We start from the raw sequence: 20,158 nt of genomic DNA, 5'->3' as shown, positions 1-20,158 counted from the left end.
CCCCGAGCTCGCTCACCCGCCCCCGCCCCCGTCCCCGCTCCCGCCGCGCGCGCGGTCGCGCGGCGCGACCAGGGCGCTCACCGGCCGAACGCCAGCAGCACGTCACCGCCGTCCGGGTTCGGGTACTCCGGCGAGTACCCGGCCTGCACGTACACCATCCCGTCGGCGACCACCGCGCCACCACCGCCACCGGAGATCGTGCCGCCCCGACCGGGCAGGCCGTTGACGCCGGTGAAGTCGCGCACCGTGTCGTAGGTCCACAGCACCCGGCCGTCGCGCGCCGAGTACGCGCGCAGCTTGCCGTCGTTGCTGCCCTCCCACACCAGACCGGGACTGCTGGTCACCGCGGGACCGTGCCCCAGCGAGCACACCTCCGGGTGGTCCGCCGCCCCGCCCGTGGTGCACCCGTCCGCCGGGTTGGGCGTCTCCCACAGCACCCGACCGGTGGCCGGGTCCAGCGCGAACAGCGTGCCCGGCTCGGCGAAGTAGGTCGCGACGTAGAGCCGCCGACCGTCGAAGCTGGAACCCCACTGGATGCCGCCGATACCGCCGCTGGGCCACGGCACACCCAGCTGCCGACGCCACACCACCTCACCGGTGACCGCGTCGAACACGTGGTAGACGCCCAGCTTCTGCCCGACACCGACCAGCTTCCGCCCACCCGCGGTGAACAGGTTCGGCGTGGCGCCGATGTCGTAGTCCAGCGCCGAGCCGTCCTCCAGGCCCGGGCAGAACCCCCGCGGGTCGGGGCTGTTGCACAACCCCCGCCACGTGTCGGCCTTGGTGACCTGGTTGCGCCACTTCACCGCGCCCGTCCGGTGATCCAGCGCCAACAACGTGTCGAAGTCGCCCGCGCTGCCGGTGTAGTTCTGCCCCGTGCCCACGTAGACCGTGCCGGTCCGCGGGTCCACCACCGGCGAACTCCACACCCCCGCCCCGGACGGCTCATAGCGCGTCGCCCCGCTGGGCCACGTGCCCACCGCCCGCGGCTCGGGCACCGTGTAGTGCCGCCACACCAGCTCGCCCGTGCGGGCGTCGAGCGCGTCGACGTGCCCCCGGAACGTGCAGCACGGGTAGTTCGGGTCGTCCGACCCGTCCGCGCCGTTGGCCGCGTTCTCCCCGCTGGACGTGCCGACGTAGACCTTCCCGTCGTGCACGATCGGCGAACTGGTCACCGTCGCCGCCGGGTGCGCGTCGACCTGCTCGGCCCACACCACCCGACCGGTGCCCTGGTCCAGCGAGTACACGTAACCCCGCAGGTCACCGAAGTAGACCCGCCCACCGGACACCGACGGGCTGTCCCACACGATCGCCGGCCGCGCGCCCGGCGCGATCCCGGACAGGTCCGTCGTCCACCGCTCCGCCCCGGTCCGCGCGTCCCGGGCGTAGAACTTGCCGTCCGGCCCGCCGAAGAACGCCGTCCCGTCGACCACCGCGGGCTGACTGCGCACCGGCGCCACCGACCGCGGGAACGCGAACGCCCACTTCAGCTCCAACCCCCGCACGTTGTGCGGGGTGATCCGCCACTCGCCCGCCGCGTACCGCGACCCGGCCGCGTCCTTGGACCACGTGGCCCAGTCACCCGACCGGTGCGGCGAAGCCGACGTCGCACCCGCGCCCAGCAACACCACCGACGAGGCGACCGCGACCAACGCGACCACCCGCTTCCGCATCGCCATCCCATCTCCCCCTGCCGTTGGTGGAAAACAACTCCACCGTGACAGCGGGACCACAGGCCCACGACAGGAGAAAGGACCGGATCCCCTCGGAAGAAGGTTGACCCCGCACCAGCCGATCGGTTGACCCGCCCACGCCCGCGAACGGCTAGCCTTCGCACACCACCGGCCACCACCCGCCGTACCAGGCCCGCGCTCGCCACCTCAATCGAGCATCAGGAAACGAGCATCAGGCGACCCGCACCGGGCACGGGCGGTGGTGAGGCGGACGGCCGGGACGTCAAGCGGACCCGTCGCGCAGGCCCTTGTTGTTCCTCAGTTCCTGGGTGTCGCGGCGCACCTCCTCCGCCCGGTCGCCCACCGACTGGATCTCCTCGGCCAACTCCGGGTTGACCGCCCGGACCTTGGACAGGGACGCCAGCAGCGGGTCGATCAACGCGACGGCGTCGTCCTCCGCCAGCGCGTCGCGGACCACCACGTCCACCCTGCCCACCTGACCGGCCAGGCTGCGCAACGACGCGGCGTTGTCGCGCGCCCACTGCGACACCGCGCGGTCGCCCGCGCGCTTGTCCCGCTCGGCGCGCACCCTGCCCTCGGCGGTCGAACCCAGCTCCGAGGGGCGCAACCTCAGGTACCGGCGTTCGGCGGCCTGCCGACTGGCCACCCCGAGCGCGGGCGCCAGCTCGGCCCAGCTGGCGCCCAGCTCCCGTGCCGCGGCGATCAGCTGGGGCTCCCACCCGGACAGCTCCTCGCGCAACCGCCGCAGCAGGACCAGCGCGGACAGCACCTGACCCGCGCTGAGGTCCTCGCCGGTGGCGGCAGCCCGGACGGTCTCGTAATCGTTGATCGCCATGGCGTCAACATACCGACGACGCCAGGGGTTGTCAACGTGTTGACGACGTGGTAGAAATGGTGGCGCAGCGCATTGACCTCAGCAGACGACTACTCGATCAGGAGGTGTTCCCCGATGTTGATGCGCACCGACCCCTTCCGGGAACTGGACCGGCTGGCGCAGCAGTTCTTCAGCGGACCGGGCACCTGGTCGCGACCGACGCCCATGCCGATGGACGCCTACCGCGCCGGGGACGAGTTCGTGGTGGAGTTCGACCTGCCCGGTGTCACGGTCGACGCGATCGACCTGGACGTGGAGCGCAACGTCCTCACCGTGAAGGCCGAGCGGCGCCCGAGCAGGACGGGTGAGGGGGTCGAGATGCAGGTCTCCGAGCGGCCGCTGGGCGTGTTCTCGCGCCAGCTGTTCCTCGGCGACACCCTCGACGCGGACCACATCAAGGCCGACTACGAGTCCGGGGTGCTGACCCTGCGCATCCCGATCGCGGAGAAGGCCAAGCCTCGCAAGATCGCCATCGGCAACACCGACAACGAGCCCAAGCAGATCAACGCCTGACCCCGCTGACCCGGCAGGCCGTGGACCGGCGCGGCGAGCCGGCGCAGCGGGCCTGGGACCTCCGTCGGCCCGGGACCTCCGTCGGCACTGGGCTCTGTCGGGCACAGGGCTTCGTTGGCCAGAGGTCTTCCTCGGTCATCGGTCAGAGGTCTCGCCGGTTCGAGGTCTTCTCGGCCCGGGGAGCGGAGTCCCGGCCGCGTAGCGCTGGCCCGGCTGCGCAGTGTCGGCCCGGCTGCGCGGTGTCGGCCCGGTCGCGTGGCATCGGCCCGGTCGCGCGGTATCGGCCTGGGCGTACGTCGGTCGGTGGTTGAGTTGGTGGTCGGGTTGGTGGAAAACCCGGTTCACACCCCGCCGGGTTTTCCACCAGGATCGCCGACCATGCGACCGGCTCCGGGAGAAGTGCTGCACTTCTCCGAAGACCCGACCATCACCCGCTTCCGGCCGCACGTGGCGGCGACCGCGCAGCAGCCCGACGCCTACGTCTGGGCGGTCGACCACGGGCGGGCGCCCGACTACTGGTTCCCGCGCCAGTGCCCTCGGGTGGTCACCTGGGCGGAGCCGGCCGGCGACGCCGAGGACCGGGCCTGGTTGGGCGCGCCGCGCGTGCACGCCATCGAGTACGGGTGGCTGCGCCGGGTGCAGGACGCGCGGTTGTACGCCTACCGGTTCGACGCCGCGCCGTTCCGGCCGTTCGGGGACCCGCCCCACGCGCACGTCGCCACCGGGGTCGTCGAACCGCTCGGGCCGCCCGAACCGGTCGGCGACCTGCTCGCCCTGCACGAGGAGGCCGGCATCGAGCTGCGGGTGGTGGCCACCCTGTGGCCGTTCTGGCGGCGGGTCTCCGCGAGCACGCTCGGGTTCAGCGGCATCCGGCTGCGCAACGCCGCCCGGGAACGGGCGTGACCTCACCGGCCACGACGCCGACCGCGCAGGACCGGCGTGCGATCAGGTGAACGTGCGATCAGGTGAAACCGGGCTCGGACGAGTCGGGTTCAGGTGAAGTCGGCGACGTGGTCGCGGGCCCACCGGTCGAACGTCAGCCCGGGACGTCCCAGGACCTCTTCCACGTCCGACGACACCCAGCTGTTGCCCTCGGGGTGCCGGCCCATCTCCAGGAACCACTCCACCACCTCGGGCGGGTGGACCTCCCGCCACTGCTCGCGGGCCTGCTCGGGCGTCAGCTCGTCGAAGCGCAGCCCGCGACCGATCGCCTCGCCGATCACCCGCACCGCGTCGCGCCGCCGCACCGGCTCCGGGCCCGTGGGCTGATAGGTGCGGCCGACGTGGTCGTCGGTCAGCAGCGCCTCCACGGCGATGGCGGCGATGTCGTCCTCGTGCACCATCGCGCTCCGCCAGTCCCCGAACGGGGCCCGCACCACGCCCTCCGCGCGGATCGACGGCGCCCACTCCCGCGTGTTGGCCATGAACTCGCCCGGGAACAGGTGCGTCCACTCCAGCCCCGAGGACTCGATCGCCCTGCGCAGCACGCGGTGCCAGGACTCCAGCGGGTCGTCGTCGGCGCGGCTCGGGTCGTCGTGCCCCAGGTGCGTCAGGCGGCGCACACCCGCCTCGACCAGGGCGTCCACGATCGCCCGGCCGTCGCCGTCCATCGCCACCAGGTGCACCCGCTCCACCCCGCGCAACGCCGGGACCAGCGACGCCGGGTCGGTGAAGTCGCCCGCCACCACCTCGACCCCGGCGGGCAGCCGGGCGGCGGACGGAGCTCTCGTGAGGGCGCGCACCGCGTGACCGGCGGCGAGCAACCTGCGGACCACGCGACCACCCACGGTGCCGGTCGCACCGGTGACCAGGATCGGCATCGTTCCTCCACGCATGATTCCTCCGGGCATGACGAACAAGCCCTGGTGAGGGGCTTGCTGAACGAATCGGGTCGACTCGGAGGAGGGTCTCGGAAGAAATACCGCATTGTCAAACGCGAACACCGCGTTCACGTTTTGCGCGCAGAGGCGATCGGAAATTCAATACACCGGTCCGACCTGCGGTGATGTCGACCGGGAAGAGAATTGTCGGGGAGTCCGCGACTTCGCCGCGGCCGCGACCGCTTGCCCACATACCGACCGGTCGGTACCCTCGCGGCGTGGACGAACGGCGCATTGACGCGGTGGTGCTGGACTGGGGCGGGGTGCTCACGGTCTCCGTGCCCGACTTCATCGAGGAGTGGCTGACCGCCGACAACATCGACCGGGACCGCTACGGCGTGACCATGCGCGGCTGGATGGGGCGCGACGCCGCCCCGGACAACCCGGTGTTCCGGCTGGAGACCGGTGAGCTGTCCGTCGCCGAGTTCGAGGCGCTGCTGGCCGCCGAGCTGGTCACCCTCGACGGGCGCGAGGTCGCCGCGAAGGGCCTGCTGCGCCGCATGTTCGGCAGCGCGAACCCCGACCCGAAGATGGTCGACCTGGTGCGCGAGCTGCGCGCCGACGGGCTGACCACCGTGCTGCTGTCCAACAGCTGGGGCGAGGGCTACCCCGAGGACCTGCTGCTGGAGCTGTTCGACACCATCGTGATCAGCGGCCGCATCGGGCTGCGCAAGCCCGACCCGCGCATCTTCGAGCACACCCTCGACCTGATCGGCCTGCCCGCCGACCGGTGCGCGTTCTTCGACGACGCGCCGGTCAACGTCGAGGGCGCCCGCGCCGTCGGCCTGCACGCCCACCGCCACACCGACGCCGACTCCACGCGCGCGGTGATCGACCGGCTCAGGGGAGCCCGCGCATGACCGAATCGCACGCCACCGCACCCGGCGCCACCGAACCGGATGGCACCGCACCCCGCCCGGCCGGCTCCCGCGGCGAAACCGCGCTGCCCGGCCTGGACCTCGACCGGCTCGCCGACCACCTGGGCACCGGCCCGCTGACCGGCGAGCTGATCCCGGGCGGCCGCTCCAACCTGACCTACCGCGTCACCGACGGCGAGCACCGCTGGGTGCTGCGCCGCCCGCCGCTGGGTCACGTGCTGGCCACCGCCCACGACATGGCCCGCGAGCACCGCGTCATCTCCGCCCTGGCCGACACCGCCGTGCCCGTGCCGCGCGCCGAGCTGCTGTGCACCGACACCGAGGTCCTCGGCGCGCCGTTCTACCTGATGCAGGAGGTGCCGGGCGTGGCGCTGCGGCACCGCGACCAGTGCCCCTGGCTCACCCCCGACCTCGCCGGGGCCCTGTCCGACCGGCTGGTCGACGTGCTGGCCGACCTGCACGCGGTCGACCCGCACGAGGTGGGCCTGACCGACTTCGGCCGCCCCGAGGGGTTCCTGCACCGCCAGGTCGCCCGCTGGGGCAAGCAGCTCGAGGCGTCCCGCAGCCGCGAGCTGCCCGGCATCGACGAGCTGCGCGACCGCCTGGCCGCCACCGTCCCGGTCACCCGGCGCACCGCGATCGTGCACGGCGACTACCGCCTGGACAACGTCCTGGTCACCACCGACCCGCTGGACGTCAGCGCCGTCCTGGACTGGGAGATGGCCACCCTGGGCGACCCGCTGGCCGACCTCGGCCTGCTGTGCGTGTACTGGAACGGCGTGGGCCTCGAGGACGACCCGATCACCGGCACCGTGCCCACGCTGCCCGGGTTCGCGAGCACCGAGCGGATGGTGGCCCGCTACGCCGAGCGCAGCGGCGCCGACGTCGAGGGCCTGGCCTGGTACACCGCGTTCGGCTACTTCAAGCTCGCCGTCATCCTCGAGGGCATCCACTTCCGCTTCACCCGCGGCAAGACCGTGGGAGCGGGTTTCGACCAGATCGGCCAACTCACCCTGCCGCTGGTCCGGCAGGGACTCGCCGCGAGCGCAGGGGAGCGCTGATGGACTTCGCCTACGACGCCACGACCGAGCAGCTGCGCGAACGGCTGCTGCGGTTCATGGACGAGCACGTCTACCCGGCCGAACCCGTCGCCCAGCGGCAGCTGGCCGAGGCCGCCGACCCGTGGGCCCGGCCCGCGGTCCTGGCCGACCTCAAGGCCGAGGCCCGCCGCCAGGGCCTGTGGAACCTGTTCCTGCCCGACGCCGAGCACGGCGCCGGCCTGACCAACCTCCAGTACGCGCCGCTGGCCGAGATCACCGGCCGCAGCCCGCACCTGGCGCCGGAGGCGCTCAACTGCGCCGCGCCGGACACCGGGAACATGGAGGTGCTGGCGATGTTCGGCACCGACGAGCAGAAGGAGCGGTGGCTCAAGCCGCTGCTGGAGGGCGAGATCCGCTCGGCGTTCTGCATGACCGAACCCGAGGTCGCCTCCTCCGACGCCACCAACATCGCCACCCGCATCGAGCGCGACGGCGACTCCTACGTGGTCAACGGCCGCAAGTGGTGGTCCTCCGGCGCGATGAACCCCGACTGCGCCATCTTCATCGTGATGGGCAAGACCGACCCCGACGCCGAGCGGCACCGCCAGCAGGCCATGATCCTGGTCCCGCGCGACACCCCGGGCGTGCGCGTCGAGCGCGGCATGCACGTGTTCGGCTACACCGACGCCTCCCACGGCGGCCACGCCGAGATCGTGTTCGACGACGTCCGCGTGCCCGCCGGCAACCTCATCGCCGGCGAGGGCGAGGGCTTCGCGATCGCCCAGGCCCGCCTGGGCCCCGGCCGCATCCACCACTGCATGAGGCTGATCGGCATCGCCGAGCGCGCCCTGGAGCTGATGTGCCGCCGCGCGGCCGGTCGCGTCGCCTTCGGCAAGCCCATCGCCCGCCAGGGCGTGGTGCAGGAGTGGATCGCCGAGTCCCGGGTGCGCATCGAGCAGGCCCGGCTGCTGGTGCTCAAGACCGCGTGGCTGATGGACACCGTCGGCAACAAGGGCGCGCACACCGAGATCCAGGCCATCAAGATCGCCACCCCGCTGATGGCCGAGTGGGTGCTGGACAAGGCCATCCAGGCGCACGGCGCGGGCGGGGTCAGCCAGGACTTCCCGCTGGCCGAGCTGTGGGCCTCGGCGCGCACGCTGCGACTGGCCGACGGGCCCGACGAGGTGCACCGCATGTCGCTGGCCAAGCGGGAGCTCAAGCGCTACCTGTGACCACGTCCGGGTGATGACCGCCGAACCGCGGTCCGACGGTCGTCACCCGGCACTGCGGTGGGCCGCCGACGGCGTTGTCGAGCATGGGCGGTGTCGGCAAGACGGCGCCGGCGTTGCACTGGGCGCACCGCACCCGGCACCGGTTCCCCCGACGGCGCTGGACGCCCTGCCGGTGGACGAGGCGGTCCGGCGGCTGCTCGACCCGCCGTGAACGGGCAACCGCTGTGCGCACGACCACGTGAAGGGGCGACGGAGCCGGGGTACGTTGTGGAAATGCGAAGGATCTTGATCACACAGGACGGGGTGAGGCACGCCGGGAACACCACCGCGGCGGGGGTGGTCCGTGGCTGAGGACGTCGTCGACCTGTGCGCCACCCTGCTGCGCTTCGACACCACCAACTACGGCCGCGGCGAGTCCGCGGGCGAGCGCGAGGCCGCGGAGTTCGTCGCCGGTCACCTGGAGACCGTCGGCGTGCCCGCCACCCTGCTCGAACCCGCGCCCCGGCGCACCAACGTGCTCGCCCGCGTGCCCGGCTCCGACCCCGGCCTGCCCGCGCTGCTGGTGCAGGCCCACCTGGACGTGGTGCCCGCCGACGCGAGCGAGTGGAGCGTGCCGCCCTTCGCGGGCGTCGAGCGCGACGGCTACCTGTGGGGCCGCGGCGCGGTCGACATGAAGGACATGGTCGCCATGGTGCTGTCCGTGCTCGGCGCCTGGTCCCGCGAGGGCCGGCGACCGCGCCGCGACGTCGTGCTGGCCTTCGTCGCCGACGAGGAGGACAAGGGCGAGTGCGGCGCCCACTGGCTGGTCGAGCACCACCCCGACTTCTTCGCCGGCTGCGCCACCGCCATCAGCGAGTCCGGCGGCTTCTCCCACCGCGTCGGGCCGCACCGCGTCTACCCCGTCGGCACCGCCGAACGCGGCACCTCCCACCTGCGACTGACCGCCACCGGGCGCGCCGGGCACGGCTCGCGCCGCAACGACGACAACGCCGTGGTCAAGCTGATCGGCGCGCTGGGCCGCATCGCCGCGCTGGAGCACCCCGTGCGCCTGACCCCGCCGGTGCGGGCGTTCATCGAGCAGGTCGCCGCCACCCTGGGCGTGCCGGTCGACTGGGACGACGTGGACGCCACCATCGCCCGGTTCGGGCCCGCCGCGAAGCTGGTGGAGAACACCGTGCGCAACAGCACCACGCCCACCGTGCTCCAGGCCGGGTACAAGGTCAACGTCGTGCCGGGCAGCGCCACCGCCGAGATCGACGTGCGCACCCTGCCCGGCACCGTGGACGAACTGCTGGCCTCGATCGACGCCGTGCTGGGCCCCGACGTGCGGCGCGAGTTCCTCAACCACCAGCCGCCCGTGCAGGCGCCCGTGGACTCCCCCGCGTTCGACGCCATGGCCGCGGCGCTGCGCGCGGAGGACCCCGAGGCCGTCGTCGTGCCCTACTGCATGGGCGGCGGCACCGACGCCAAGGCCTTCAGCGGGCTGGGCATCGACTGCTACGGCTTCGCGCCGCTGTTCCTGCCCGAGGGCTTCGACTACCGGGCCATGCCCCACGGCATCGACGAGCGCGTGCCGGTGGAGGGCCTGCGCTTCGGCGCGCGCGTGCTCGACCGGTTCATGTCGTCCTGAGCGTCGTCCCGAGGACGCGGGCGGGGACTAGGGGCAGGGCGCGGTGATCTCGCCCAGCCTGCCCAGCGCGTCGCGCAGCGCGGCCATCCGCCGCGCGCCCAGGTGCGCGGTCCACTCCCGCTCCACCTCCGCGACCGCGGCCGACCCGACCGAGGCCGCCGCCAACCCGCGCCCGGTCACCCGGATCAGCCGGGCCCGCGCGTCGGTCGGGTCGGGCGTGCGCTCCACGTAGCCCGCCCGCTCCAGCTGGTCGACCAGGAACCCGGCGGTCGGCCTGCCCACCTGCGCGGCCTCCGCCAGCTCGGCCAGCCGGGAGCCGTCGCGGCCGATGCGCCGGAACACCCGCGCCTGCGCGGGCGTCACGTCGTCGAACCCGGCCTCGGCCAGCGCGGCGAACACCCGGTTCTCCAGTTCGCGGTGCGGCAGGAACAGCAGCAGGCCCAGGTCGTCAGGCACGTCACTCCTCGACGTCGGAGTGATCACCCTATCGTGGGGTGTCGGTCGGCAGGGACGCGTTCGACCCCCACGTGCGGCGCGCCAGTCGGGCCATCTTCAGCGCCAGGTGCAGCTCCAGCCGCACCCGCCCGTCGGCCAGGTCGCGGCCGGTCAGCTCCGCGATGCGGCCCAGCCGGTAGTACAGGCTGGTGCGGTGCAGGTGCAGCCGCCCCGCGGTCGCGCGGGCGTCGCACCCGGTGTCCAGGTAGGTCTCCAGCGTCCGCAGCTGCACCTCCGACAACCCGCCCAGCACCTCCTCCGGCGCGGCGCCCAGCAACAGCCGGTAGGCGCCCAGGTCGGCGAACCCCACCCGCTCGGGCAGCGCCGGGTCCAGCCGCGCCAGCTCCGCCGCCGCCAGCGCCTGCCGGTAGGCCTCGCCCGCGCGGTCGGGCGGGTGCGGGTCGCTGACCCCGACGTGCCCCGGCAGCTCCGGCAGCGGTTCGCCGATCGGCACCGTGCGCACCGCGCGCGGCTCCAGCGCCACCACCACCCGCACCGGGACCCGCTCCCCGGCGGGCACCTGCGCGGCCAGCGCGGGCAGCCGCCCCGGCAGGTCCACCCCGGTCAGGTCCGCTTCCGACGGCGGCCCGCCCAGCACCCACAGGTAGCCCACCAGCACGCCCTGGTGCCGCAACGGGTAGCCCACGCGCTCGTGGAACCCCAGCTCCGGGTTGGCCGGGACCCGCACCGGCCCGGTCGCGGTGGTCACGCCGTGCAACTCCTGCCACGCCGCCACGTCCGCCGGCACCCGCCGGGTCAGGATCGCCCGCACCCGCGCGGGGTCCACCTCGTCGGTCTGCGCGCTGTGCGCGACCACCCGCCCGGCCACGTCGTCCACCGACACCCCGCGCCCCAGTTCCCGGGACAGCTCGTCGAGCAGCTCCTGCATTCCGACAACTGTAGGAACAACTCCCTCCACCCGACGGTCGCCCCGACGCCGCCCACGCCCTAGCGTTCCGCACCGTGACGAACAGCAGGATCGCACCCTGGGCCTCACCGCGGGCGCGACGCAGGCTCGCCGAGGTCGAAGCGGCCGTCTCCGCCGACCTGAGCGCCGCCGGCGTCGCCGACACCGTCCGCAAGGCCCTCGACGCCCACGCCAACCAGTTCGACGACGACGGCATCGTGCTCTACGCGGGCACCAACGTGCTCAGCCCCGCCGCCGCGGCCGCGGGCTCGGTGCCGGTGTCCAGCCGGCCCAGCATGGGCTGGCCCGGCGAGAAGTACCAGGTGGGCCTGGACCACCTGGACACCCTGGAGGTGCTCGCCCCGATGCTGGTCGCCTCCCTGGTGGAGGCCGACTTCGCCGAGGTGCGGCTGCCCAGCGCCACCCTGGCCAACCTCGCCGTCTACACCGCCTTCGCCCGCGCCGGCGACAAGATCGCCGTGCTGCCCGAGTTCGCGGGCGGCCACGCCAGCCACCACGCCCAGGGCGTGCCCGCGATCCGCGGCCTGACCGTGGTCGACCTGCCCTACCTGCCCGACGAGCTGGACATCGACTACGACAAGCTGCCCGGGTTCCTGCGCGTGCACCGGCCCCGGATCGTGGTGATCGGCGCGAGCCTGATGCTGTTCCCGCACGACGTGGCCGCGGTGCGGGCCGCCTGCGACGAGGTCGGCGCGATCCTGGTCTACGACGCCTCCCACGTGGCCGGCCTGGTCGCGGGCAAGGAGTTCCAACGCCCCCTGCACGAGGGCGCGCACCTGATGACCTTCTCCACCTACAAGTCCTTCGGCGGGCCCTCCGGCGGCTGCGTCGCCACCCGCGACCCCGACCTGGCCGAACGGGTCTCCACCGTCGTCTACCCCGGGATGCTGGCCAACTACGACGCCGGCCGCCTCGGCGCGCTCGCCGTCACCGCCGCCGAACTGGCCGAGCACGGCCCGGAGTACGCGCGGGCGTGCGTGGCCAACGCGCAGGCGCTGGGCGCGGCCCTGTTCGAGCGCGGCATCGACGTGGCCCGCCACGACGGCGTGTTCACCCGCTCCCACCACCTGGCCGTCGACGCCCTGCCGCTGGGCGGCGGCGACGCGGCCGCCGAGCTGCTCGGCCGGGCGGGGATCTACCTGTCCGGCATCAGCCTGCCCTGGCAGCGCATCGACGAGGGCCTGCGCGGCCTGCGCATCGGCACCCAGGAGATCACCCGCCGCGGGTTCACCCCCGACGACCAGCCCGCGATCGCCGACCTGGTGCGGCGCGCCCTGATCGCCGGGGAGTCGCCCGAGCGGGTGCGCGCCGACGCCATCGCCCTGCGCCGGGAGGTCAACGCGCGCACCGCCGCCGGCTGACCGGCCGCGCGTCACCCGGTGGCACCAGGCTCGTCGCGGCCACCGGGTGACGCTCCCGCGGTCTTGACCTTGACGCGACGTCGGGGTTTCTACTGGTCGCGTGCGAATCGGAGAACTCGCCGCGCTGGTGGGCGTGTCGACCAGGGCGGTGCGGCACTACCACCAACGCGGCCTGCTGGACGAACCGGCCAGGCTGGCCAACGGCTACCGCGAGTACGGGCTGCGCGACGTCGTCGTGCTGGCCCGCATCCGCAGGCTCACCGAGCTGGGCCTGTCGCTGGACGAGGTGCGCGACGCCCTCGGCGACGGCCGCGACCTGCACGAGATCCTCGTCGAGCTGGACGGCGACCTGGCCGCGCAGGAGGACCGGCTGCGGGAGCGGCGGGCCCGCCTGGCGGGGCTGATCGAGCGGACCCGGCCGCACGCCGACGACGCCGTCACCCCCGAGCTGCTGGCCCTGCTCGACGTGCTGGCCGACCGGCCGCCCACACCGCTGGTCGACCGGGAGCGCGAGCTGCTGGCGCTGATGGACACCACCGCCACCCGCGCCGACCGCGACCGGGTCGTGGCCGCGCTGAGGGACCGCGCCGCCGACCCCGACGCCGTGCGGCGGGACCGGGAGCTGACCGAACGCCTCGCCGACCTGGCCGAGGCCGGGGTCGACGACCCCCGGGTGGAGGCGCTGGCCGCCGACCTCGTCGCCGCGCTGCCCGCCGACCTGCTGGCCGGCGGCGACGCGGGCGGCCCGTTCGCAGACGCCGTGCTCGACACCCTCGCACCGGCCCAGGCCGAGGTGGTGCGGCGGGTGCTGCGACGGGTTGGTGCGGCGTGACGACCGGTCTGAAGGGCCTGTGGTGGTGGCTGTGCCGGCGGCGCGTCGACGTCGGTCCCGACGACGTCGCCCTGGACTACGCCCGCGGCCAGGTCCGCACGTCGCTCGTGCTCGCCGGGCTGGTGGTCGTCGAGGCGGTCGCGGTGGGCCTCCTGGTCCGGTGGCCGTGGCTGCACGTGCTGGACGCGATCGCGCTGGGAGCCGTGCTCTCCGCGGCGGCGGGCCTCGCGGTCCACCCGCACGTCGTCGGCCGCGAGGCCCTGCTGCTGCGCGACGGCGGCCGGTTCGCCGTGCGCGTCCCGCTCGACGCGATCGCCTCGGTCCGGGCCCACTGGCGCTCGCACACCGGCAAGCCCCGCCACGTCGACGGCGACGAGCTGGTCCTGTCGGTCGGCAACCAGACCGACGTGCACCTCGTGCTGACCCGGCCGCTGGAGGTGCGCCGACCGGCCGGAACGGTGACCCGGATCAGCTTCCGCGCCGAGGACCCGGACACCGCCGCGGCCGCGATCAGGGCCGCCCTCAACCGGTTTGGACGATCGTCCAGTACGATCGTCCAATGACGGTGCGACAACGACTGCTGCGGGCGGCCGCGGAACTCATCGCCGAAAAGGGGTGGGGCGCGGTCAGCACGCGGGTGCTGGCCGACCGCGCCGGGGTGGGGTCCGGGGTGGTCCACTACCACTTCGACTCGCTGCGGGCCGTGCTCGTGGAGGCGTCCGTGGGCGCCCTGCGCGCCGCCCTGGCCGAGCTGCCCCGCCTGCTGGAGGACTCGGCCACCCCCGACGAGGCGCTGGCCGCGCTGCTGGGCGCGCTGGACGGGCACGGCGACCAGGAGCTGTTCATCGAGACCATCCTCGCCGCCACCCGCGACGACGCGCTGCGCGAGGCCGTGCGCGAGGTGCTGGTCGAGTTCCGCGCCGAACTGGCCGCCTGGCTGGCCCGACGCGGCGTGCCCACGCCCGAGAGCACCGCGGCCGTGCTCGCCGCGGCCCTGGACGGCGTGCTGCTGCACCGCGCCCTGTCACCCGACCCGTCCCCGGATGCGATCGTGTCGGTGCTGGGCAGGACGCTGCGATGAGGGTCCTGATCAGCGGCGCCGGCATCACCGGCCTGGCCCTGGCCCACCGGCTGGGCACCCTCGGCCACGACGTCGTGGTGCTGGAGCAGTCGCCCGCGCCCCGCACCGCCGGGTACATGATCGACTTCTTCGGGCCGGGCTACGACGCCGCCGAGCGCATGGGCGTGCTGCCCCGGCTGCGCGAGCTGGGCTACCGGGTGGTCGAAGCCGCCTACCTCGACGACCGGGGCCGCCGGGTCGCCGGGATGCGCTTCGACCGGGTCGCCCGCGCCGTGGACGGGCGGCTGCTGAGCATCATGCGCCCCGACCTCGAACGCGCGTTCCGCGAAGACCTGCCGGCGACGGTCGGGCTGCGGTTCGCCGCCCGCGTCGTCGGCGTCGAGCAGGACGCCGACCGGGTGACCGCGCGGCTGGCCGACGGCACCACCGCCACCGGTGACCTGCTCGTCGGCGCGGACGGCGTGCACTCCGCGGTGCGGCGGCTGGTGTTCGGCGAGGGCCACCTGCGCCACCTCGGGTTCCACACCGCCGCGTTCGTGTTCGACGACCCGCACGTGCACGAACTGGTGCGCGACCGGTTCTGCCTCACCGACACCGTCGGCCGCCAGGTCGGGTTCTACGGGCTGCGCGACGGGCGGGTGGCCGCGTTCACCGTGCACCGCACGTCCTCCCCGGACCTGCCCGAGGACCCGCGCGCGGCGGTGCTGGAGACCTACGGCTCGCTGGGCTGGGTGGTGCCCCGGGCGCTGGCGCGCTGCCCCGCGGAGATCTACTACGACCAGGTGGCCCAGGTGGAGCTGCCCCGGTGGTCGTCCGGACGGGTCGTGCTCGCGGGCGACGCGTGCGGCGCGGTGTCGCTGCTGGCCGGCCAGGGCGCGTCACTGGGCATCGGCGGCGCGTGGGTGCTGGCCTCGCACCTGGACGACCCGGCCGCCTACGAGCGCGCCTGGCGGCCCGTGGTGGAGGACCGGCAACGGGTGGCCAGGTCGGGGGCGCGCTGGTTCCTGCCCGACTCGCCGCTGCGGCTGCGCGCCCGACGGGTCGCGATGAGGCTGTCGCACCTGCCCGGCGTGGACCGGCTCATCACCACGAGCCTGGTCGGCAAACCGGTCACGATCGGGTGAGAACACCACCCCGTGCGCCGATCCGGAACTCTGATCGGCGCACGGGGAATGCGCGTCGAACGCACCGGATGCGCGTTCCACGCGGGGTCGATTCACTCCCGGGCGGAAATAGGGCAACTTGTCCCCATTGCTCCCGGAAAAATTTCGACAAACCCCCGGAGTTGTCTCGCCGGGCCCGCTGCAGGACACGGTGTCGCACCGCACATCAACGCCTTGACATGCCCTTTAACAACTTTTCGGCGATCCTGAGCCGAATGGCGGATTGCCCGGTTCCGCACCCGCTATGCATGCTCTGCCGCGCCAGCGAGCCGGCGAGCCGACCGGCCCGCATGGACATTGGGTTCTGAGGGGGACCTTTTGCCATCGCCTCGCGGAGGCGCGTGAAAACGCGCGCCCGAAAGAGCTGTCCACGCAATCGCGGTGGTGCTGACCGCCGCGCTGGCCGCCTCCGGCCTCCAGCCGATCCCGCCACCGGCCGCCGTCGCCGCGCCGACCGCGGTCAGCCCCCGTGACCTCCCGCTGCTGCCGGCGGGGACCGCCGAGCCCGACGCGGTCGCCCCGGCCGCACCGGCGGCGGACTTCACGCCACCGGCCACGGCGGAGGGCACGGGCGGATCGCACTTCGACCCGGAGCGGTCGCGCGTGGTCCGGTTCGGCGTGGTCGAGGCGGAGTCCTACAAGTCCGACGGCTGCTGGTGCCGCGACTGCGGCGTGCAGGGCATCAACGGCCTGGTCGCGGCCCTCTACGACAACCGCCACCTGACCGGCAGCCCGAAGGTCTACCAGACCGGCCTGGCCACCGACGGCACCACCGCCCGCAACTGGGGCGACGCGGCGCCGGCCGCGGGTGTCCCGGCGGACAACTTCTCGCTGCGCCTGACCGGTGACGTCGTGTTCCCCGAGGCGGGCAACTACAGCCTGCGGGGCGGCGGTGCGGGCGTGCGTCAAGGCCTGCGGTCGGGTGACGCAGGCGGTCACGCGGGTCAACCGGGGGGCGAAGGCCCGGGTCGGCGAGCAGCCGGCCAAGCGCCACGGGAAGAACCGCATCACCTTCGAGAACAAGCGGGGCAGGGTCCACCTGGACCTGATCGCGACCAGGGGGAAGAACACCCACCACCAAGAAGGACGTCCCCACCCCGCACTGGACCTTTCAGCCGCGGAACCCGAGGGCTCCGCACGGGTGGGGCAAGACGGACCGCAACAATGTGAAGTCCGCGAGCTGGTGGCTGTTGTCACGAGCCGCCAAGAGGATCTGCTGGAGGCGCTGAGGTGTCGGGTGCGGTGTTCCGCGGCATGGAGCCGTGGAAGTTGGACGGTGGGATCATCGAGTGCGAGGGCACACCGCTCGGCCTGGTCGACCTCCACAACGACGCCGACGTGCTCGGTGTCGAGGTCAGGCCCTCGTCCTCCGGTCTGGCGGTGGAGCTGGCGTTCTCGCTCTCCGGTGACCGGGCGTGCCGGTTGACGTTCTCCGGGGTGTCGGGCCTGCGGATCACCCAGCTGGACCACCACCCGAACGACGCCGACCTGTTCCACGAGGTCAGCCACGTGCCGATCGAGGGCGCGGGGGTGTCGGACTTCGAGATCGTCCTGGCCGCGGCCGAGGTCGACTTCCGGGCCGCTGAAGTGGAGTTCACCGCGGGCTGAGCGGCGGCACGTCGACGCCGCCCACTCCGGTCGGCCCTTCGAGGAGTCGAAGGGCCGACCAGAGGCCGTGTCGACCTCGCCATCCGGAACCGCACGCGGGTCGGTTCCGGATAGCGTGCCCCGGTGAACCTGCGCCACTCGGTCCGCGCCATCCTGCTGGACGAGCACGACCGCGTCCTGCTCTGCCGCATCGCCGTCCCCGGACCGGAGCGGGTGGTGGTGTGGGTCGCGCCCGGTGGCGGCGTCGAACCCGGCGAGGCGCCGGTCGAGGCCCTGCGCCGCGAGCTGCGCGAGGAGGTCGGGACCGTCGACCTGGACCCCACACCGCCGCTGGTGTGGCGGCAGCGGGTCGTCGCACCAGGTCACGCGCCCGGTCACGACGGCGTGGTGAACGACTACTTCCTGGTCCGCGCCGGGGTGTTCACGCCGCGCGGCGCGTTGACCGACGCGGAGCTCGCCGCCGAGAACATCAGCGGTTGGCGCTGGTGGTCGTTGCCGGAGATCGCCGGCTACCGCGGCCCCGACCTGTTCTCCCCGCGCGACCTCGCCACGCCGCTGGCGGCGCTGATCGCCCACGGCGCGCCCGCCGACCCGGTGCCGCTCGGGCTCTGAGGCGGTGGTGCGCGCCGCGTCCCGGGGCCGCCTGCCCGGCCCACCACGACGGTTTCCGACCAACCGGACACCCTGTCTCGTTTCGTCACGGTGACAGTTGGCCGGTGGTGCCGGGGAGCGCCGGTTCGGGTTCGAGCAGGGCCTGTCCCACCAGGTCCGCGGCGCTGCGCGCGGGGTCGCGGGCGGCGTGGTTGTAGACCTGCTCGGTGGTGTCGAGGCTGCTGTGGCCCACGTCGGCCTGCACGTGCACCATCTCCGCCCCCGCCTCGACGGCGGTGGTCACGTAGAAGTGGCGCAGCGCGTGCGGGTGCATGGCGTCGGCCACGTCGCGCAGGGCGTCCCCCGCCGAGGCGGCGGTGCGCCGCAGCAACTGCCACAGCGCCTGGCGCTGGTAGCGGTTGCCGGTGCGGGTGGTCAGCAGCGGCTGTGACCGCCACGCGGCCTGGCCCCTCGCCCACACCACCTCGGTGCTGCGGCTGTCCCGGTGGTGCAGGTAGTCCATCAGGGCGGTGTCGGCCAGCGCGTGCAGGTAGACGATGCGGGTCTTGCCACCCTTGCCGGTCACGCGCAGCGCGCGGCGACCGCGGGTGACGTGCAGGTCGGCGCGGTCGAGGCCGCAGATCTCGCTGACCCGCAGCCCCAGGGTGAACAGGGCGACGACCGCGCCCGCGCGGCTGGTGTCGACCGGGCTCGCACCGCGGCGCGGCGCCACGGCTGCGGCGTAGAGGGCGCGGACCTGCCGGGTGGTGAGGGTGACGGTGCTGGTGGCGCTGTCGCGGGCGACGACCAGGCCCAGCCTGCGCCGGTCCAGGGCCGCCGGGTTGCCCTCGGCCAGCCCGGCGTCGGCCAGGTGGGTGTAGAGCGCCTTCACCGTGGCCAGCAGGCGGTCGCGGGTGCTCACCGCCGCGCCGGCGGCGGCCAGCTGGGCGAGCCAGGTCTTCACGTCGGTGGAGCGGGCCCGCAGCGGGTCCAGGCCGCGGTGGGCGCACCAGCGGAACCAGTGCAGGTGCCGCAACCGCCCGCGCGGCGCCGGCGGCGGGCGGTGCCGGTCGCCCTCGGGGTGCGGGGACAGGCCCAGCGCGGTGGCGTACTGCAGGACGGCGTGCGCCCAGGCGGGGTCGTCGTGGCCGGTCCACTCGCGGACGTCGGCGACGCCGACCGGCAGGCCGAGCCCTTCGGCATAGGTGCGGCGCGTCGCGGCGTTGCCGTAGGCGCCGAGCCACTCGGCGATCTCCCCCAGCAGCCCGGCGGGGTCCTCCACGCCGGGCCAGGGGCCGTCCTGGGGCCACCCGGTTTTTCGGGAGGCGATCCGGTCGTCCGACACCCGGTCGATATCACTCACAGTGTGCGCACACCTGTCTCTGAGTAGCCCTGTCCGCCAGGAACCATCTTAGCTACAAAAGCCTCCTTCTGTAGCCGAGTTCAGTTGTAGTTATAGATCTACAACCTGAAGTTGCGAGTAGTCCAACTTATTACTAGGGTTTGATCATGACTCAAGCTCCGGAGAGGACGGCGCTGTGCGCCTTCGGCCGCTGCCGCGCCCCTCTTCCGCCGCCGGGCCCCCGCGGCGGCCGGCCGTTCGAGTACTGCCCCGAGCGCGACTGGCCCGGCGGCCACACCTGCAAGCAACTGGCGGCGGCCGAGACCGCGTTGACCGAGGCGCTGGGGACGGCCACCGCGCCGCACCTGTCGGGCGCGGCGAGCGTCTTCGTGGACGCGGCCGGGCGCGTCCTGGAACCGATGACCGCGCTCGCGGCCGCCCTGGAGGACCTGCGCACCTCCGCGGCGGCCGAACTGACCGCCGCCTCGGAGCAGGTCGAGCGGGCCAACGCCGAAGCCGCCCGCGAACGCGGGCTGCGCGAGGCGGCGGTGAGCCGGGCCGAACGGGCCGATCAGGACAAGGCCACCGCCGAGACCGCCCGGGACGCGGCCCTCGCGGACGCCCGCACCGCACGCGAGGAGCACGCCGAGGCGCTGCGGGTCCGCGAGCGGGCCGTCGCCGCGCAGCGCGCGACCGAACTGGAACTGGCGCGCGGCGCCGCCGAACGCGACGCCGCCCCCCGCCCGGCCGAGCAGGCGGCCACCACCGCCGCCGCCACGGTCGCCGCCATCACCGCCGCGGCCGACCAGCGGGTGCGGGCGGCGACGGCCGCGGAGACCGAGGCCCGCGAACAGGCCGCCGAACTGCGTGCCGAGGTGAAGGCGCTGCGCCACCGGCTGACCGAGCAGGACCACCGGCTCCAGACCGCCGAACAGGCGGTCGAGCGGGTGCGCGGCGAGGCGGAGCAGCGGATCGAGAGGATCACGGCCGACGCGGAGCGCCGCGTCGACCAGGCC

Annotated in this window: 21 protein-coding genes; 15 read left to right on the top strand and 6 right to left on the bottom strand. The window is 73.9% G+C overall.

Annotated elements, in window-relative coordinates:
- Window positions 1–77: 77 nt before the first annotated feature.
- Entirely contained in the window at window positions 78–1,679 is a 1,602-nt protein-coding gene (locus ACFV4N_RS24505) for an outer membrane protein assembly factor BamB family protein (protein WP_499674924.1), read from the bottom strand.
- A 277-nt stretch (window positions 1,680–1,956) separates the two neighbouring features.
- A complete protein-coding gene (locus ACFV4N_RS24500; protein WP_499674923.1) occupies window positions 1,957–2,529 on the bottom strand; it encodes a hypothetical protein in 573 nt (190 codons plus the stop codon).
- 114 nt (window positions 2,530–2,643) lie between these two features.
- Between ACFV4N_RS24500 and ACFV4N_RS24495 the strand changes: the two genes are divergently transcribed.
- A complete protein-coding gene (locus ACFV4N_RS24495; protein ID WP_499674922.1) occupies window positions 2,644–3,081 on the top strand; it encodes an Hsp20/alpha crystallin family protein in 438 nt (145 codons plus the stop codon).
- A gap of 378 nt (window positions 3,082–3,459) precedes the next feature.
- A complete protein-coding gene (locus ACFV4N_RS24490) occupies window positions 3,460–3,984 on the top strand; it encodes a DUF6886 family protein (protein WP_499674921.1) in 525 nt (174 codons plus the stop codon).
- A gap of 89 nt (window positions 3,985–4,073) precedes the next feature.
- On the opposite strand, the gene ACFV4N_RS24485 is transcribed toward ACFV4N_RS24490, so the two are convergent.
- Window positions 4,074–4,901, bottom strand: coding sequence for an NmrA family NAD(P)-binding protein (locus tag ACFV4N_RS24485; protein WP_499674920.1), 828 nt, complete (start codon window positions 4,899–4,901; stop codon window positions 4,074–4,076).
- A gap of 278 nt (window positions 4,902–5,179) precedes the next feature.
- On the opposite strand from ACFV4N_RS24485, the gene ACFV4N_RS24480 reads away from it, so the two are divergent.
- The 4 genes from ACFV4N_RS24480 to ACFV4N_RS24465 all read left to right on the top strand — a co-directional run bounded on the left by ACFV4N_RS24480 (window position 5,180) and on the right by ACFV4N_RS24465 (window position 9,741).
- Window positions 5,180–5,821, top strand: coding sequence for an HAD family hydrolase (locus ACFV4N_RS24480; RefSeq protein ID WP_499674919.1), 642 nt, complete (start codon window positions 5,180–5,182; stop codon window positions 5,819–5,821).
- Complete coding sequence (locus tag ACFV4N_RS24475) at window positions 5,818–6,900, top strand: phosphotransferase family protein (RefSeq protein WP_499674918.1); 1,083 nt, start codon at window positions 5,818–5,820, stop codon at window positions 6,898–6,900. The genes ACFV4N_RS24480 and ACFV4N_RS24475 overlap by 4 nt, the downstream gene beginning before the upstream one ends.
- Window positions 6,900–8,111: an acyl-CoA dehydrogenase family protein gene (locus ACFV4N_RS24470; RefSeq protein ID WP_499674917.1), complete on the top strand. Its 1,212-nt coding sequence runs from the start codon at window positions 6,900–6,902 to the stop codon at window positions 8,109–8,111. Before ACFV4N_RS24475 ends, ACFV4N_RS24470 begins: the two co-directional genes overlap by 1 nt.
- Before the next feature lie 343 nt (window positions 8,112–8,454).
- The gene (locus ACFV4N_RS24465) at window positions 8,455–9,741 is read left to right on the top strand and encodes a M20/M25/M40 family metallo-hydrolase (protein WP_499674916.1); all 1,287 of its coding nucleotides are present in this window, start codon (window positions 8,455–8,457) and stop codon (window positions 9,739–9,741) included.
- Between the two features lie 27 nt (window positions 9,742–9,768).
- On the opposite strand, the gene ACFV4N_RS24460 is transcribed toward ACFV4N_RS24465, so the two are convergent.
- Window positions 9,769–10,197 carry a MarR family winged helix-turn-helix transcriptional regulator gene (locus tag ACFV4N_RS24460; RefSeq protein ID WP_499674915.1) on the bottom strand — a complete coding sequence of 143 codons (429 nt, stop codon included), beginning with the start codon at window positions 10,195–10,197 and terminating at the stop codon, window positions 9,769–9,771.
- A 28-nt stretch (window positions 10,198–10,225) separates the two neighbouring features.
- On the bottom strand, window positions 10,226–11,125 hold the full coding sequence (locus tag ACFV4N_RS24455) for a PucR family transcriptional regulator (protein ID WP_499674914.1): 900 nt from the start codon (window positions 11,123–11,125) through the stop codon (window positions 10,226–10,228).
- A 74-nt stretch (window positions 11,126–11,199) separates the two neighbouring features.
- On the opposite strand from ACFV4N_RS24455, the gene glyA reads away from it, so the two are divergent.
- The 8 genes from glyA (at window position 11,200) to ACFV4N_RS24415 (ending at window position 17,821) form a co-directional block, all read left to right on the top strand.
- A complete protein-coding gene (gene glyA, locus ACFV4N_RS24450; RefSeq protein WP_499674913.1) occupies window positions 11,200–12,525 on the top strand; it encodes a serine hydroxymethyltransferase in 1,326 nt (441 codons plus the stop codon).
- Between the two features lie 100 nt (window positions 12,526–12,625).
- Entirely contained in the window at window positions 12,626–13,357 is a 732-nt protein-coding gene (locus ACFV4N_RS24445) for a MerR family transcriptional regulator (RefSeq protein ID WP_499674912.1), read from the top strand.
- Window positions 13,354–13,920, top strand: a complete 567-nt coding sequence (locus ACFV4N_RS24440) for a hypothetical protein (protein ID WP_499674911.1) — start codon at window positions 13,354–13,356, stop codon at window positions 13,918–13,920. Before ACFV4N_RS24445 ends, ACFV4N_RS24440 begins: the two co-directional genes overlap by 4 nt.
- Window positions 13,917–14,438 carry a TetR/AcrR family transcriptional regulator gene (locus ACFV4N_RS24435; protein ID WP_499674910.1) on the top strand — a complete coding sequence of 174 codons (522 nt, stop codon included), beginning with the start codon at window positions 13,917–13,919 and terminating at the stop codon, window positions 14,436–14,438. Before ACFV4N_RS24440 ends, ACFV4N_RS24435 begins: the two co-directional genes overlap by 4 nt.
- A complete protein-coding gene (locus ACFV4N_RS24430) occupies window positions 14,435–15,562 on the top strand; it encodes an FAD-dependent monooxygenase (RefSeq protein ID WP_499674909.1) in 1,128 nt (375 codons plus the stop codon). The genes ACFV4N_RS24435 and ACFV4N_RS24430 overlap by 4 nt, the downstream gene beginning before the upstream one ends.
- A 420-nt stretch (window positions 15,563–15,982) precedes the next feature.
- Window positions 15,983–16,771: a PA14 domain-containing protein gene (locus ACFV4N_RS24425; RefSeq protein ID WP_499674908.1), complete on the top strand. Its 789-nt coding sequence runs from the start codon at window positions 15,983–15,985 to the stop codon at window positions 16,769–16,771.
- A gap of 60 nt (window positions 16,772–16,831) precedes the next feature.
- On the top strand, window positions 16,832–17,209 hold the full coding sequence (locus tag ACFV4N_RS24420; protein ID WP_499674907.1) for a hypothetical protein: 378 nt from the start codon (window positions 16,832–16,834) through the stop codon (window positions 17,207–17,209).
- A gap of 123 nt (window positions 17,210–17,332) precedes the next feature.
- Window positions 17,333–17,821 (top strand): NUDIX hydrolase, encoded by a 489-nt coding sequence (locus ACFV4N_RS24415; RefSeq protein ID WP_499674906.1) that lies wholly within the window; start codon window positions 17,333–17,335, stop codon window positions 17,819–17,821.
- A gap of 85 nt (window positions 17,822–17,906) precedes the next feature.
- Here the strand turns inward: ACFV4N_RS24415 and ACFV4N_RS24410 are convergent, their stop codons facing one another.
- Window positions 17,907–19,163, bottom strand: coding sequence for a tyrosine-type recombinase/integrase (locus ACFV4N_RS24410; RefSeq protein WP_499674905.1), 1,257 nt, complete (start codon window positions 19,161–19,163; stop codon window positions 17,907–17,909).
- A gap of 146 nt (window positions 19,164–19,309) precedes the next feature.
- Here ACFV4N_RS24410 and ACFV4N_RS24405 point away from each other — a divergent pair.
- Window positions 19,310–20,158, top strand: an 849-nt coding sequence (locus ACFV4N_RS24405; RefSeq protein WP_499674904.1) for a response regulator receiver protein, incomplete at its 3' end; no start/stop codon positions are given.

The sequence above is a fragment of the Actinosynnema sp. NPDC059797 genome (assembly GCF_042732085.1).
GTDB lineage: Bacteria > Actinomycetota > Actinomycetes > Mycobacteriales > Pseudonocardiaceae > Actinosynnema.
The sequence above is the reverse complement of the archived record's forward strand: the minus strand, read 5'-3'. Positions and strand labels throughout refer to the sequence as shown.